The sequence below is a fragment of the Corynebacterium striatum genome, assembly GCF_016728105.1.
Classification (GTDB): domain Bacteria; phylum Actinomycetota; class Actinomycetes; order Mycobacteriales; family Mycobacteriaceae; genus Corynebacterium; species Corynebacterium striatum.
Window position 1 is genome coordinate 610316 of the sequence record NZ_CP068158.1, and the last position, 14117, is coordinate 624432.

Consider the following 14117-nt stretch of genomic DNA (forward strand, 5'->3'; position numbering starts at 1 on the left):
AACTAATGCCAGAAAGGCCCTTGTAATGGACATCACCGCACAGCCCCAGTGGACCGCACTTGAGCAGCTGTTCCAAGAGAAGAAGAACCTCAACCTGCGTGAGCTTTTCGCCGCCGACGCGTCCCGCGCCACCACCCTGACTTTTGATGCTGCGGGCCTGCACGTCGATCTTTCCAAGAACCTTGTGGATGCTGACGTTCTCGCAGCGCTTGTCGACGTCGCCCGCGCCGCCGACGTTGAGGGCCGCCGCGACGCTATGTTCGCCGGCGAGCACCTCAACAACACCGAGGACCGCGCCGTCTTGCACACCGCGCTGCGCAAGCCTGCCGACGCCGAGCTCAACGTCGATGGCCAGAACGTCATCGCTGACGTCCACGAGGTTTTGGACCGCATGAGCACTTTTGCCGACGCCCTCCGCTCCGGCAAGTGGCTCGGCCACACCGGTGAGCGCATCACCACTGTGGTCAACATCGGCATCGGTGGCTCTGACCTTGGCCCGGCCATGGCGTCCAAGGCGTTGCGCGCCTACGAAGACGCTGGTGTCAAGGCCAAGTTCGTCTCTAACGTAGACCCGGCAGATATGGCTGCAGCACTCGATGGCCTCGACGCTGCCAAGACCCTCTTCATAGTTGCCTCCAAGACCTTTACCACCCAGGAGACCCTGACCAATGCGCACGCTGCTCGCGCATGGCTCATTGAGCAGCTGGGCAGCGAAGCCGCAGTGGCCAAGCACTTTGTTGCAGTTTCCACCAACGCTGAGAAGGTCGCCGCCTTCGGCATCGACACCGAGAATATGTTTGGTTTCTGGAACTGGGTGGGCGGCCGCTACTCCATGGACTCCGCGATTGGTCTATCCCTGATGTGCACCATCGGCCCGGATAACTTCAAGGCTCTGCTCGCGGGCTTCCACGCCATGGACGAGCACTTCCGCACCACCCCGCTGGAGAGCAATGTCCCGGTTCTGATGGGCATGCTCGGTGTCTGGTACTCCAACTTCCACGGCGCACAGACCCACGCGGTCCTGCCTTATTCCCAGGACTTGGGCCGCTTCCCGGCTTATCTCCAGCAGCTGACCATGGAGTCCAACGGCAAGTCGGTGCGCCGCGACGGCACCGCCGTGACCACCGGCACCGGTGAGATCTTCTGGGGCGAGCCAGGCACCAATGGCCAGCACGCTTTCTTCCAGCTGATGCACCAAGGCACCCGCCTCATTCCGGCTGACTTCATCGGTTTCGCTCGCCCGAAGCAGGACTTCCCTGCTTCCGACGGCACCGGCTCCATGCATGACCTTCTGATGGGCAACTTCTTCGCGCAGACTAAGGTCCTGGCATTCGGCAAGACTGCCGAGGAGATCGCCGCTGAAGGCGTGGACGAGGCAGTGGTTCCGCACAAGGTCATGCCGGGTAACCGCCCCACCACCACGATCCTCGCGGAGGAACTGACCCCGGAGATTCTCGGTGCGCTGATTGCGCTCTACGAGCACATCGTCTTCACTGAGGGCATCATCTGGGACATCAACTCCTTCGACCAGTGGGGCGTGGAGCTGGGCAAGCAGCAGGCGAACGACCTCGCTCCTGCCGTCTCCGGCAAAGAAGCCGCCAACTCCGGTGACTCCTCCACCGACGAGCTCGTGCGCTGGTACCGCCAGAACCGCTAAGACCACATCGCGCGTCCCGGCCTCGCCGGTAGCGCGCTACGGAGAAACTCTCAGTTCACCATCGCGGTGGAACTGAGAGTTTCTTTTTAGGACTGGGACGCGTCCTGCTGCTTCTTATCCCACACGTGCCTGCGGACCAAGTAGATAGGCAGCACGAGGACGAAGGAGAACGCCAAGAACCCCACGACGTTGAGAATCACTCCGTCCGAAGTCACCTCGCTCAACGGCACGCCTTCCTCATCGGAGGAGGCCACCCCGCCCCAGCCTATCCCCTGGCTTACATAAGACGTCGCAATGACCAGCAAAGGAAGGATGCGAGCTCCTCAAGCCTTTCTAGATCACTGACGGGAACGGTTGCCGCAACGCGTTTCCCAGTGCGGGTAACGATCGTCCGCTTCCCGGTACAGCGACTTTCATCAATAGTAACGCCCAATTCTTCGCGTCGGTGACGCAGCGAAATGGAGCTTTCGCGTTCACGTGGCGTCATATCGCCAGCCAAAGTAGTGCCAGTAGGTACAGAGTTTACAAAAATACTGTGTGTACCATTTCTGATTGTTCTTCATTCTGTGGTCTTCGAGATAACCTTTAGGACGCTCGCCGAACGACAGTGGCGCATAATTCGTCGCCATGATCCCGCTGCGTACTCCGCCATGCAGGGTGCCATCGATGCTCTCGAGACCGATCCATTCCCCACGGGCTACGAGAAACTCCAAGGGCGAGAGGGCTATCGCATCCGCGTGGGAAGGTACCACGTGGGGTACACCGTTGACCAAGGACTACTCGTCATCAAGATTTTTACCCTCGGTGCGCGCGGAGGTGTCTATAAGAAATAGGGACGCCCACATCAACCGTGGCGTCCCTATATTTCCAGTGTGGTCTGCGTTTACGCTGCGCTCGATCCCTCATTCTTCGAGCTCAACGCAAAGCCGTCCACAGTGACCTTCTTCTGTGCGACGCCGGTCTCCGGTGCGGTCGCGCTGGCGGTGGCCGTGCCAGCCGGGCAGTCGAAGGTCACGTCCACGGTGGTGCCGGCTGGGGCGTCGAAGCCCACGGTGCCATTCTCCGCGGTGAATTTGAGTTCCTTGGTCTGGATCTCCGGCCACGTGCTCGTGTAGGAACACCGCATGGGAAGGCCGACGCGGTCCACGACGGTGAAGATGACGGTGCCCTTCGTCTCGGTCGGGGCGCTTGACCCGAGTCCCGGCACGAGGGAGGCGATCAGCGTGATGATGAGCGCGACCACCGCGGCGGCAGGGCCGGCGAGCTGTTGCAGTTTATCCAGGCTAAAACCAGGCATGACGAACTCCTTGTAAAAAATGAGAACCAGGTTATCGTCAGCCTATCCCATGTCCGCTGCCGATAACCGGTTTCTGGAGAAAACTCTTAGAGCTTGATCATGGGCTCCCAGCCGTGCGGGATGACATCCGAGTCCACGATCTTGCGGCCGAACGGGAAGCAGGTCACCGGGATCATCTTGAGGTTAGCCAGGGCCACCGGGATACCCACGATGGTCACGGTCTGCGCGAGCGCGGTGGCGACGTGGCCGATGGCCAGCCAGAGACCTGCAACGATAAACCACAACACGTTGGAGACGGCCGACATGCCGCCGGTGCCTCGGGCAGGCTGCACGACGGTCTTGCCAAAGGGCCACAGGGCAAAGCGTGCCATGCGGAACGAGGCCACGCCCATGGGGATGGTGACCACGAAGATGCAGGCGAGGATACCTGCCAGGAAGTAGCCCAAGGCGAGGAAGAAGCCGCCGGAGATAAACCACATCACGTTGAGAACCGTCTTCATGAGCCCCAGCCTAGCCGCACAGACCTGCGGGGCGCGGGGCGGAACGCTCGGATCGCCGCCAGCGTCACCAGCGCCTAAGATTAAGCACCGTCATGAGCACACCGACCCCGCCCAAGAACATCCGCTATCCGCGCATCACTGCACTTATCGCTATCATCCTGGCCGCGGTGAATTTGCGCTCCGTCATCACGGCGATCTCCCCACTCATTCCGGAGATCCAAGCCTCCACCGGCATGAGCGGAACCATGGTTGGCATCATCGGCACGGTGCCCACGGCGATGTTCGCGGTCTCGGCATTCGTGCTCCCCCGCATCAAGGAACGCTTCACGCTCAGCGAGATGATGCTCCTCGCGCTCGGACTTACCGCCGTGGGCCAGCTGCTGCGCGTCGTCTATCCCAACGAGTGGCTATTGCTCGTCGGCTCACTCATCGCGCTGTTTGCCATCGGCATCCTCAACGCGACCATGCCGCTTGTCGTGCGCGAATACTTCCCGCGTCACGTGCCCAGCATGTCGCTCACCTTCATGATGTCGAGTCAGATCATGCTCGCCGCAGCACCCATTGTAGCCGTGCCCATGATGGACTGGGCGGAGAACATGGGCCTGCCCGGCTGGCAGATTTCGCTTGGCTCCTGGAGTGTGCTCGCCGCCATCGCGGCAGTGAGTTGGATGCCTCTGCTCATCCGCCGCGGCCCGAACCCCATCAACACCGCGCCCGAGCCCAACTTCCGTCTGCCGGTGTGGCGCACCACCATCGGCGTCGGCTTGGCCTTCATGTTCGGCTCCAATTCGCTCGTGGCCTACACGATGATGACGTTCATCCCGCAGATCTTCACCGACGCGGGCCAAACCGCGCAGTATGGGGCGAATATGCTCGCCATCTTCAGCGCACTGGGCATTCCTGTCACGATCGTCGGCCCGTGGCTGGCAGGTCGTTTGGCCAACGTCTTCCCCGTCGTCATCATGTCCGCGGTCTTCTTTTCTGCCGCGCTGTTGGGCCTTGCTTTCGCCCCGCTCGCAGCGCCGTGGCTCTGGGTCACGCTCGCCGCCGTAGGTACAGTCATCTTCCCCATGGGCATGGTGCTCGTCAATATCAGGGCACGCACCCTCGAGGGTGCCACCGCACTCACCTCTTTCGGCCAAGGTGTGGGCTACACCTTTGCCTCGCTCGGTCCCCTGCTCACCGGCGCCGCGCACGAGGCGACCGACTCCTTCTTCATTCCCCTCACGGTGATGGCCGCCATCGGCCCCGTTACCCTCGTCGCCGGCTACTTCGCATCCCGCCAGACCTACGTCGAGGATCAACTCCCCGCATAACGCGCGACCTCGCGCGCCATCACCCCGGTAATGAGCGCAATGTCCCGCTCCTCCAGCGGCCGCGACAAGCTAAAGCGCAGGGCTTCCTCCCCGTTTAGGCCCAAGGCCGTCAGCACCGGCGAGGTCCCCCGCCCGCACGCTGAGCCTGCCGATGCCGCCACTCCCGCCGCGTCCAGCGCCACCAGCAGCGCGTCGCCGGAGACGCCGTCGACGACAAACGAGGCATGTCCAGGCAGACGTTCCTCCGGGTGCCCCGTGAGCCGCGCACTCGGCACCCGCTCCAGCACCGCAGCGATGAGCGCATCCCGGCTGTTCATGAGCACCACCGCGCGCTGTGCGACGTCACGCCGCTGCGCTGCCACGGCCGCCGCAAATCCTGCAATGCCTGCGACATTCTCCGTCCCGGCGCGCCGCCCGCCTTCCTGAGCGCCGCCGTGGAGCAACGGCTCAAGCTCCACCGCCCGCTGCAGAAGCAGCGCGCCCACGCCCTGCGGGCCGCCAAATTTATGGGAGGCCAGCGCCACCGCATCCGGCCCCGGTCCCGGCCACCCGTCTGCCGCAAGGCTCAAGGGCAACGCGACCGCGGCTTGAACCGCATCGAGGTGGACCAGCGCCCCCACCGCATGAGCGCGCTCCACCACCGCAGCGACGTCCTGCACGGTTCCGATATCCGAGTTCGCCGCGCCCATCGCAACGAGCGTCGTCTCCGGCGCCAGCTCCCCCATCTCCACGCGTCCCGTCGCGTCGACGTCCGCGTAGTCGACCGCGAAGCCATGCATGCGCTCCAGGTAGGCGACCGACTGCGCCACTGCGGAATGCTCAATGCGCGTCGTCACAATCCGGCGCCCGCGTGGGTGCGCCAGCGCCAGACCGAAGACGCCTAAGTTATTCGATTCAGTCCCGCCCGAGGTAAAGACCACGCCTTCCGGAGCCACGCCGAAAGTTGCGGCGACCGTCTCCCGCGCATACTCGAGTTCCCGGCGCGCCGCCGCGCCCGCGGCATGCAGGCTCGAGGCATTCGCCTGCCCTGCGTCCCACACGCGCTCCATCGCGGCACGCGCCTCGGGGCGCAGCGGCGCCGTCGCTGCGGCATCGAGGTACATCACAGCTCGTCGAGCCCCAAGTCGAGCACGCCCGCGCTGTGAGTGATTGCGCCGACGGAGATGACGTCCACGCCCGTCGCCGCGATCTCTGCGACCGTCTCGAGATTGACGTTACCGCTCGCCTCCACGGTCACACGGCCTGCGATGAGCTCCACCGCCGCCCGTAGATCCTCGAGCGAGAAGTTATCAAGCAAGATCGTGTCGACGCCCGCGTTCACAACGGCCTCGACCTGGCCCAGTCGGTCGACCTCCACGATGATCGACGTTGTATGCCCCACTCGCTCGCGCAGTCCGCGCAGCGCCGCCGTGAGTGCCGTGGCCGGGGCCTGCGCCACGCCGAGCGCCGCCAGATGGTTATCCTTCACCATCACCGCGTCCGAGAGCCCGAAGCGGTGGTTCGTCCCGCCGCCCACGCCCACCGCGTGCTTTTCGAATGCGCGCAGGCCCGGCGTCGTCTTGCGGGTATCCGCAATGCGTGCAGGCCCCGCGAGCTCCACGAAGCGCGCGGTGAGGGTCGCAATAGCGCTCATGCGTTGTGCGAAGTTGAGCGCCGTGCGCTCCGCCGTGAGAATTGCCCGCGCCGGGCCCTCCACCACGGCCAGGCGCTCGCCCGCGGCAAAGCGCGTGCCCTCGGGCGCGAGCTCCGCCACGGCGACGCTCACCTGGCGGAAGGCTTCTTCGATGACGGCGCCGCCGGCGAAGACGCCGGGCTCACGCGCGACGACGGCCACGCGCAGCGTTGCCTCCGCCGGGATCGCGGCCTCGGCCGTGATATCGCCCCACGGCGCATCCTCGCGCAGGGCCGCGGAGACCGCAGTACGGATGGTCTCGGAAGTTAGCATGCGGTGACCTCAGCTTTCAATCGCTGCGCGCGGGCGTGTGCCTGGCGCGGGTCGGTGTGCGGATAATCGGTGCGTTGATGGGCGCCGCGCGACTCGGTGCGCTCCAGTGCGCCCGCGGCGATGAGCTTTCCGATGCCCACCACGTCCGCCGCCGCCTCATCCGTCACGGTCGCCAAGGTGGCGGCGGCGTCGCGAATGCCCGCCCCATCGCGCTCGATGCCAAGGCCTGCCGCGATGGCGTGCTGGGCGTCAGCCAGCGTGCCGTTGCCGGCCCGTGCGGCCGGGGCGATGTCCATGAGGGCACCGTGCAGTCGCGAATCGTCGAAGCGCCACTCTCCGTTTGCGGCCGCGGTGGGATCTGCGGCGGCCGCGTGGCCTGCTGCGTCGCCAAAGACGAGGCCTTCGAGCAACGAATTCGAGGCCAAGCGGTTAGCACCGTGCACGCCGGTATTCGCGGCCTCGCCAGCGGCGTAGAGTCCCGGCACGCTCGTGCGTCCATGGATATCCGTGGCGACGCCGCCCATTGAATAGTGCGCGGCCGGCGCGACGGGCACGGGTTCGCGCGTCCAGTCGTAGCCTTCGGCAGCGAGCATGCAGGAGATGCCGGGAAATTCAGCCGCGAGGCGACCAGGCTCGTTGCCCTCGACGGCCGTGGCGTCGAGCCAGATATGCCCGCCCGTCGCATTCTGCGCACGAAAGATGGCAGCCGCCACGACGTCACGCGGCGCGAGCTCCTCGCGCGGATCCACGTCGAGCATAAAGCGCCGGCCCGCGTCGTCGCGAAGCACGGCACCGGCGCCGCGCACGGCTTCGGAGATGAGGTGGCGCGTGCCTTCGAGCACCGTGGGATGGAACTGCACGAATTCCATGTCCGCGACGAGCGCACCGGCCCGCGCAGCGGCGAGAATGCCCTGGCCGGTGGCTCCGGGCGCGCCGGTCGAGCGCGGGTATACCCCGCAATATCCGCCGGTGGCGAGGACGACGGCATCGGCAAGCAGGATGCCCCGGTTCGTTTCCGCGCCGGTCACGACGCCGTCGCGCAGGACGAGCGAATGCAGCGCGTGCTCCGGTAGCTGAGTGATCCCAGGGGTCCGCGCGACCTCGCCGCGCAGGAACTCATGGAGCTCCGCGCCCGTGCGGTCACCGCTCGCGTGGACGATGCGCGAGAAGGCGTGCGCGGCTTCCAGCCCTTGGTCCAGTGTTCCGTCACTGCGGCGGTCGGCCGGGAAACCTGCGTCGAGCAGCGCGCGGACGCGCTCCCGGCCGCGGCGCACGAGCTCGCGGGCGGCGCGCTCGTCGACGAGACCTGCACCCGCGGCCAAGGTATCGGCGAGGTGCGACTGCCAGGTATCCGCCGGGGCGAGGGCCGCTGCAATTCCGCCTTGGGCAAGCTGCGTGCTGCCCGCGCTTCCCTGAATGGAGGGGCCAGGATAGGCGAGCGTGACGTGTGCGCCCGCAGCGTGGGCGGCGAGGGCCGCGCTTATGCCTGCAACGCCGGAGCCGGCAACGAGAACGTGACGCATCTAAGCCACCTTCGGATGGGCGGCGAGCATGCGTTCGAGGGCGACGCGGGCATCGGCTGCCACCGCGTCGTCGACCATGATGCGGTTGGGTATCTCGCCAGCGGCGAGGGACTCGAGCGTCCACGCGAGGTAGGCCGGGTGGATGCGGTACATCGTCGAGCACGGGCAGACCACCGGGTCGAGGCAGAAGATGGTGCGGTCCGGGTACTGCGCGGCGAGGCGATTAACGAGGTTGATCTCCGTGCCGATGGCGAGCACGTCGCCCGGCCGGGAGGCTGCGACCTCGCGGCGAATGAGCTCGGTGGAACCGGCGGCATCGGCAGCCTGCACAACGGGTGCCGGGCACTCGGGGTGGACGATGACGCGCACGCCGGGGAACTCGGCGCGGGCGCGCTCAATCTGAGCGACGGTAAAGCGCTTGTGCACGGAGCAGAAGCCATCCCACACGATGACGCGAGCGCGCTCGAGTTCCTCCGGGGTGAGGCCCTTCCGCGGGTTCCACAGCACGATCTCCTCGTCCGGGATGCCCATGGCGTGCGCGGTATTGCGGCCCAGGTGCTGATCCGGCAGGAAGAGCACGCGCTGTCCCTGCTCAAAGGCCCACTCGAGGACCGTCGTGGCGTTCGAGGAGGTGCACACGATGCCTCCGTTGCGGCCGCAGAAGGCCTTGATATTCGCCGCCGAGTTCATGTACGTCACCGGGACGGGTGCCTCGATGGCCGCCGTGATGTCAGCCCACGCGCGCTCGACCTGCGCGAGCGTTGCCATATCCGCCATGGAACAACCCGCAGCGAGATTAGGCAGGATGACAGCCTGGTCCGCACCCGAGAGGATATCTGCGGTCTCCGCCATGAAGTGCACGCCACAGAAGACGAAGGCGTCTGCTTCCGGATGCGCCTTCGCGGCTTTCGCCAGGTTGAAGGAGTCGCCCACGAAGTCCGCGTATGTCACGACCTCGTCGCGCTGGTAGAAGTGACCGAGGATCTTCACGCGTTCGCCCAAAGTTTCCTTCGCCGCGGTGATCATGGCGTCGAGTTCCTCGGGGCTGGCTTGGGTGTAGCGCTCCGGAAGCGCGCTCTGGTGGGGCGCATGTTCAGGGAACGGGTCCGCGATGGAGGCGCCCGGGCCGTAGCTCGAGTTCTGATTAAGCGCCCATGGGTCTTGGGCAAGATCGCTGCCGCAGGCTTCGTCCTTTGCAGCAAGCCTGATGAGTTCGCGCACGCTGGGCATGGTGGTCTTCTTTCTAGTCTTCTTCGGGGCGGTACCTGTAGGTTTTTGCGGGTCGATGCTTCACGCCCGCCAGGGAGTGGCCGGTTTCTTCCAACGTCTTCGACGCCAGCATCTGTCTTCGGAAATTCGCCGGATCCAACGGGTGGCCGAGGATGATCTCGTGGACTTCGCGCAGTTGCGCGAGCGTGAACTCGGGGTCGAGGAAGCGGTGCGCCACGGCGGCATACGCCGTGCGCGAGCGCAGCCTTGTGAGCGCCGTCGCGATGATCTCCCCGTGGTCGAAGGCGAGATCCGGCAGGGCATCGGCGCGGAACCACGCGACGTTGGTGTCCTCCCCAGCCGCGGCGGTGGCGCCTGCGGCATCGCGCGCGCTGTACTGCGCCCAATAGGCGATGGTGACAAGGCGCTCGGCATCCGCGCTGCGTTCGACCGAACCGAAAGAGTAGAGCTGCTCCAGATAGCTAGGCTCGATGCGCGTGGCCGCCACTAAGGTCGCGTGCGCGGTCTGCGTGAGCGTCTGGTTCCAGGCGGTGGGCCCGCCGGGCAGCGCCCACGCATCTTTAAAGGGTGCACGCACGCGGCGCACGAGGGGCAGCCACAGGCCCTGCTCCTCGTCTTTGGCGTGGACACGCGCATGCGCCGGGGGCCGCAGCGCAAAGGCCACGGTGGACACGGCGACGCGCGGCGACTGCCGCCGCCTCTCCGCGACGTTGAGTTTCTGCCAGTCGCTCATGGGCCGCTCACCTCCACTTTTAGTTAAGGTCATTATGACTTTAAGTGAAAAGTAGTGTGGTCCCCCTCACGATGTCAAGCATTTTCTGCGGGCGGGGCTAGCGCCTACGCGCCGCGCGGGCTCGGCTGACAGTGCGGGCACCACCAGATAATGCGCTCCAACTCCCCTTCGTCGCCACCGGCATCGACGCCGCCCAGCACCCCTTTTTCAATGGGTGTTCCGCACCGCCGGCAGCGTGCATTATTGCGTCCGAAAACGTACGTCGTCTCCCCGGCGCGGCGTACCCCCGTGGTGACGCGAATGAGCGAGAACCGATTGGCCCACATGATTGTCCGCGAGACGTCCACGATCTTCTCGACGTCGACGTCGCCAACACGCTCCGCGGGATGCATGCCCGCGATAAAGCAGGCCTCTGCACGGTACTCGTTGCCAATGCCCACGACATTCTTCTGATCGAGCAGCGCCGCACCGATGGCGCGTTCCGGGCGCGCTTCGATGCGCCAAATCGCCTCCTCGCGCCCGCCATTTATCTCCCAGTCCGGGTCGAGAATGTCTGGGCCCAGATGCTCGATGCGCCCTAGGTAATCCGACTCCGGATAGACCTCCACGAACCCGAGAGTATGACCGACGATCTCGATATCGCGCGGTTCATTAGCAAGCTGCAACACCACGCGTGCGGTATGCCCCGGCGCGCGCCACCTGTCCCCGGCGTAATGGATGTGCCACTGGCCTTCCATCTTCAGGTGCGTATGCAGGATGAGCGGCTCGTCCTCGTCGCCCGCGAATTCCATGAAGAGATGCTTGCCATAGGGCCACACAGCCACGCACTCCATCCCGTCAAAGCGTGCGAGCGCATAGCGCGGTACCCGCACCGAGGTCTTAGTCACCTCGCGGCCCACCATGAACTGCATGCGTTCGGCCAACTGCAGGACGGAATCACCCTCAGGCATGCAGCACCACTCCTTCTTTAACGACTGGCGATTCTACGCCAGCCCCACACTGAAACCGTAAGGAGTCATCATGACATTCAACTGGCTCAACGCCTACGGCGCCGGCCGACTCGTGATGTTGCTCGTGCCGAATATCATCGGGTGCTCGCCGGCGGCAACGGCGACGCGCAACCGCCGGTGGACGTCCCCGTCGCGCTCACGGTGGCTGAGAATATCGCCCGCTGTGCGTGCATAATCCTCGTGGTTCTCCCGCTCGGCGTGGGCAGAGTTGAGCTCCGCACGCGCGGCGCACGCTGGACCTATTTCGGTCTGAGCGCCGCCGCTCTCACAGTCTATTGCGCAACGTGGGTTCCGTACCTGCACACGCCGACCTTCGTCACCGGTCTGGAACTCGCACTGCTCCCCGCTGTCATGTTCATCAGTTGCAGCGCGGCGCTGCGTCACCACCTACTCACCGCCGCGGGCCTGCTCTTTGCTGCGGCGCACATCTGGATTACGGCGCTCGCCCACAACGGGCTTGCAAGCTAACTCGAAATCGCAGAACGCTCCAACATCCCTGGCGCGTTGTGGATAATCGCAACGGAGCAGAATCCGTACGTCGTAGTGGGAATTTTAATGAGTCTCGTCGGGTGATTGAATTTTATAAACAACATCGTTAGTATCGTTCTTACGAAGCCGCTCAGCGGCAAATAGGCAACGGGCCCCGCACTTGATGCGACGGCCCGCCCTTTATTTTTCTTTCCCTAACCGTGGATCCTTTTCCAATGCAAGAAGGATCCATCGTTCGCTCTTAATCCACGCCCCCATTCCCGGATTCATCATTCTTGCGGTCTCGATGCACGCCTGATGCACATTGGCGATGGCCTTAAGATCAAAAATCAATGGCCGATGATGGGAGGCCCGATTCCTCCACCTAAGGATCTCAGCGCACCTTTTGGTAAAACCACCCAATCATCTTGGTATAGGTGAGGTGCAATCGCTTCCTCCCAAAGAACGTGGCGTGGATTTTCAGGATTGCTGGCAGCTGCCTTATTTGGCAGCAACCGCACCCACGAACCAAAAAAGTCCCGCGACTAAATCATCATGGGTAGGGATACCCCGCACAGACGACACATCCGAATAACTAGCAAGTCCTCTGCTCCGGTTCCGTCTCCCCAGCACGATTTTCGCCAATTCCGCCTCGGGATATTCAATCCACTCCGAGGAACCACAGCGAGGCTCGCCAGAATTCCATTGCGCGAATGAAGTATCAATGACATTCCGCAGAAGCACCTCAACTATTCCGGTCGTGCGTTGAACCGTGGCAGCTAGGTACGAGTTCCATAGATACAAACGAGCCGCCAGCCTCATGTCGCCACGATCAACAATGTCCATATACCTACGCGTGCGTACTGCCGGAATGCTATCGAACAATAGTTGCGCTGTTCTTAGAGTCACTGGGAACGTAGAAACGTCCACAATGTGTACCCCCGAGTCAAAAGTGAGTCATGTACATTGACATGCCCACCTTAACCCATGTAGGTCTCGAAGCGTCGAGACATATTTTCCATAATTGTGCAGGAGACTGGCTGCACATAACGCGCCGCACTGCGCCTAGGAGCGTTGCGGTGTGACTCCCGGCACCGACGCCCCACGCTCCCACGGCGTGATGACATGCTCGCGCTTGAGGTCACGCACCGAGGACACGCCAAGCAGCGTGCAGGCAGTCTCCAGTTCAGAGGTGAGCAGCTCGATGATGCGGTCGACGCCCTCGCGGCCACCGGCCATGAGACCGTAGAGGTAGGCGCGGCCGATGAGCACGAAGTTCGCGCCGAGTGCCAGGGCAATCGCGATATCGGTGCCGGACATAATGCCGGAGTCGTAGACGATCTCGGCGTCAGGGCCGAGCTCCGCACGGATGGCTTCGAGAGCGCGCAGCGTATTGACCACGCGGTCGAGCTGGCGGCCGCCGTGCGAGGAGACCACCACGCCATCGGCGCCGAGCTCGATCACCGTGCGGGCGTCAGCAGGATTGACGATGCCCTTGACGAGCATCTTTCCGTCCCACTGCTCGCGAATCCACTCGAGGTCATCGAAGTTGAGACCCGGGTCGAACATCGTGTTGACGAGTTCGCCCAAAGTACCCGTCGTCGAGGTCAGCGACGCGAAGGTGACCGGGTCCGTCGTGAGGAAGTTGAACCACCACTCCGGACGCCACGCGGCGTCAAGAACGGTGCCAGCGGTGAGCCGCGGCGGGATGCGCATGCCGTTGCGCGTATCGCGCAGGCGCTGGCCCGCGACCGGGGTATCGACGGTGACGACGAGTGTGTCGTAGCCACTCGCTGCCGCGCGACGCAGCAACTCCGCGCTGGCCGCGCGGTCCTTCCACAGGTAGAGCTGAAACCAGCGGCGGCCGCGTCCGGAGGCCCGCTCGACCTCCTCCACGGAGCGAGTACCCATTGTCGACAGCGTGAACGGGATACCCGCCGCCGTTGCTGCCGATGCCCCCGCATCCTCGCCCTCGGCATGCATAAAGCGCGTAAACCCGGTCGGCGCAATGCCGAACGGCAGCGCGGAACGCCCACCCGCAATGTCGACGGACAGGTCGAGCTCCGTGGCACCCGTGAGCACGTTAGGCAGCAGGCGAATGGAACGGAAGGTCTCCCGCGATTCGTCATAGGTAACCTCGTCGCGCGCGGCGCCGTCCACATAGTCGAAGGCCGCCTTAGGGATGCGACGCTTGGCGATTTTCCGGAGATCCCACACGTCAGCGGCCTCCGCAAGGCGCGCGGCGCGACGGTCGAGGGTCGGCCTCTCAAAGCGCATGAGGTTCTTTAGTTCTGAGACTTGGGGCAGTTGGCGCTTGAGACGCATGGTGGGTACTCCTCTTCGTGGTTCGTAGTGCGGCCGCAGAAAGCGGTCCCGCTTTCCATTCCTACTCTTCTACAGAAATAGCGCCAAACTGGGGTCCTCCCCAGACAGTACGA

14 protein-coding genes are annotated in these 14117 nt (G+C 64.2%); 4 read left to right on the top strand and 10 right to left on the bottom strand.

The window, feature by feature from the left end:
- The first annotated feature begins 25 nt into the window (after positions 1-25).
- On the top strand, positions 26-1657 hold the full coding sequence (pgi, locus tag I6I72_RS02840) for a glucose-6-phosphate isomerase (RefSeq protein ID WP_005530206.1): 1632 nt from the start codon (positions 26-28) through the stop codon (positions 1655-1657).
- A gap of 86 nt (positions 1658-1743) precedes the next feature.
- Here pgi and I6I72_RS02845 read toward each other — a convergent pair whose 3' ends face one another.
- Entirely contained in the window at positions 1744-1911 is a 168-nt protein-coding gene (locus I6I72_RS02845) for a cell division protein FtsW (protein WP_236251931.1), read from the bottom strand.
- Between the two features lie 312 nt (positions 1912-2223).
- On the opposite strand from I6I72_RS02845, the gene I6I72_RS02850 reads away from it, so the two are divergent.
- On the top strand, positions 2224-2490 hold the full coding sequence (locus tag I6I72_RS02850) for a type II toxin-antitoxin system RelE family toxin (protein WP_053085481.1): 267 nt from the start codon (positions 2224-2226) through the stop codon (positions 2488-2490).
- A 50-nt stretch (positions 2491-2540) separates the two neighbouring features.
- Here the strand turns inward: I6I72_RS02850 and I6I72_RS02855 are convergent, their stop codons facing one another.
- Both I6I72_RS02855 and I6I72_RS02860 read right to left on the bottom strand, forming a co-directional pair.
- Positions 2541-2954 (bottom strand): hypothetical protein, encoded by a 414-nt coding sequence (locus I6I72_RS02855; RefSeq protein WP_005530212.1) that lies wholly within the window; start codon positions 2952-2954, stop codon positions 2541-2543.
- An 86-nt stretch (positions 2955-3040) separates the two neighbouring features.
- Positions 3041-3454: a YccF domain-containing protein gene (locus tag I6I72_RS02860; RefSeq protein WP_049152329.1), complete on the bottom strand. Its 414-nt coding sequence runs from the start codon at positions 3452-3454 to the stop codon at positions 3041-3043.
- Positions 3455-3546: 92 nt separating this feature from the next.
- Here I6I72_RS02860 and I6I72_RS02865 point away from each other — a divergent pair, with 92 nt between their 5' ends.
- Positions 3547-4770 carry an MFS transporter gene (locus I6I72_RS02865; RefSeq protein WP_049159258.1) on the top strand — a complete coding sequence of 408 codons (1224 nt, stop codon included), beginning with the start codon at positions 3547-3549 and terminating at the stop codon, positions 4768-4770.
- On the opposite strand, the gene I6I72_RS02870 is transcribed toward I6I72_RS02865, so the two are convergent.
- From I6I72_RS02870 to I6I72_RS02895, 6 genes are all read right to left on the bottom strand, one after another.
- Positions 4755-5873 carry a cysteine desulfurase family protein gene (locus tag I6I72_RS02870; protein ID WP_049152335.1) on the bottom strand — a complete coding sequence of 373 codons (1119 nt, stop codon included), beginning with the start codon at positions 5871-5873 and terminating at the stop codon, positions 4755-4757. The two genes, I6I72_RS02865 and I6I72_RS02870, sit on opposite strands and share 16 nt — an antisense overlap.
- Entirely contained in the window at positions 5873-6715 is an 843-nt protein-coding gene (gene nadC, locus I6I72_RS02875) for a carboxylating nicotinate-nucleotide diphosphorylase (protein WP_005530220.1), read from the bottom strand. The genes I6I72_RS02870 and nadC overlap by 1 nt, the downstream gene beginning before the upstream one ends.
- Entirely contained in the window at positions 6709-8238 is a 1530-nt protein-coding gene (locus I6I72_RS02880) for an L-aspartate oxidase (RefSeq protein ID WP_201807432.1), read from the bottom strand. The genes nadC and I6I72_RS02880 overlap by 7 nt, the downstream gene beginning before the upstream one ends.
- On the bottom strand, positions 8239-9468 hold the full coding sequence (nadA, locus tag I6I72_RS02885) for a quinolinate synthase NadA (RefSeq protein ID WP_201807445.1): 1230 nt from the start codon (positions 9466-9468) through the stop codon (positions 8239-8241).
- A gap of 13 nt (positions 9469-9481) precedes the next feature.
- Positions 9482-10201, bottom strand: a complete 720-nt coding sequence (locus tag I6I72_RS02890; RefSeq protein ID WP_005530226.1) for an NUDIX hydrolase — start codon at positions 10199-10201, stop codon at positions 9482-9484.
- Between the two features lie 104 nt (positions 10202-10305).
- On the bottom strand, positions 10306-11151 hold the full coding sequence (locus I6I72_RS02895; protein ID WP_149721463.1) for a DNA-formamidopyrimidine glycosylase family protein: 846 nt from the start codon (positions 11149-11151) through the stop codon (positions 10306-10308).
- 177 nt (positions 11152-11328) lie between these two features.
- Between I6I72_RS02895 and I6I72_RS02900 the strand changes: the two genes are divergently transcribed.
- Positions 11329-11679, top strand: coding sequence for a hypothetical protein (locus I6I72_RS02900; protein WP_046646878.1), 351 nt, complete (start codon positions 11329-11331; stop codon positions 11677-11679).
- A 1065-nt stretch (positions 11680-12744) separates the two neighbouring features.
- Here the strand turns inward: I6I72_RS02900 and I6I72_RS02905 are convergent.
- Complete coding sequence (locus tag I6I72_RS02905; RefSeq protein ID WP_005530237.1) at positions 12745-14004, bottom strand: alpha-hydroxy acid oxidase; 1260 nt, start codon at positions 14002-14004, stop codon at positions 12745-12747.
- Positions 14005-14117 lie beyond the last annotated feature (113 nt).

Excerpts from the sequence above, each read along its gene's own strand:
- pgi (WP_005530206.1), top strand. The coding sequence starts at position 26 with ATGGACATCACCGCACAGCCCCAGTGGACCGCACTTGAGCAGCTGTTC.
- I6I72_RS02855 (WP_005530212.1), bottom strand. The coding sequence starts at position 2,954 with ATGCCTGGTTTTAGCCTGGATAAACTGCAACAGCTCGCCGGCCCTGCC.
- I6I72_RS02860 (WP_049152329.1), bottom strand. The coding sequence starts at position 3,454 with ATGAAGACGGTTCTCAACGTGATGTGGTTTATCTCCGGCGGCTTCTTC.
- I6I72_RS02865 (WP_049159258.1), top strand. The coding sequence starts at position 3,547 with ATGAGCACACCGACCCCGCCCAAGAACATCCGCTATCCGCGCATCACT.
- I6I72_RS02870 (WP_049152335.1), bottom strand. The coding sequence starts at position 5,873 with ATGTACCTCGATGCCGCAGCGACGGCGCCGCTGCGCCCCGAGGCGCGT.
- nadC (WP_005530220.1), bottom strand. The coding sequence starts at position 6,715 with ATGCTAACTTCCGAGACCATCCGTACTGCGGTCTCCGCGGCCCTGCGC.
- I6I72_RS02880 (WP_201807432.1), bottom strand. The coding sequence starts at position 8,238 with ATGCGTCACGTTCTCGTTGCCGGCTCCGGCGTTGCAGGCATAAGCGCG.
- nadA (WP_201807445.1), bottom strand. The coding sequence starts at position 9,468 with ATGCCCAGCGTGCGCGAACTCATCAGGCTTGCTGCAAAGGACGAAGCC.
- I6I72_RS02890 (WP_005530226.1), bottom strand. The coding sequence starts at position 10,201 with ATGAGCGACTGGCAGAAACTCAACGTCGCGGAGAGGCGGCGGCAGTCG.
- I6I72_RS02895 (WP_149721463.1), bottom strand. The coding sequence starts at position 11,151 with ATGCCTGAGGGTGATTCCGTCCTGCAGTTGGCCGAACGCATGCAGTTC.
- I6I72_RS02905 (WP_005530237.1), bottom strand. The coding sequence starts at position 14,004 with ATGCGTCTCAAGCGCCAACTGCCCCAAGTCTCAGAACTAAAGAACCTC.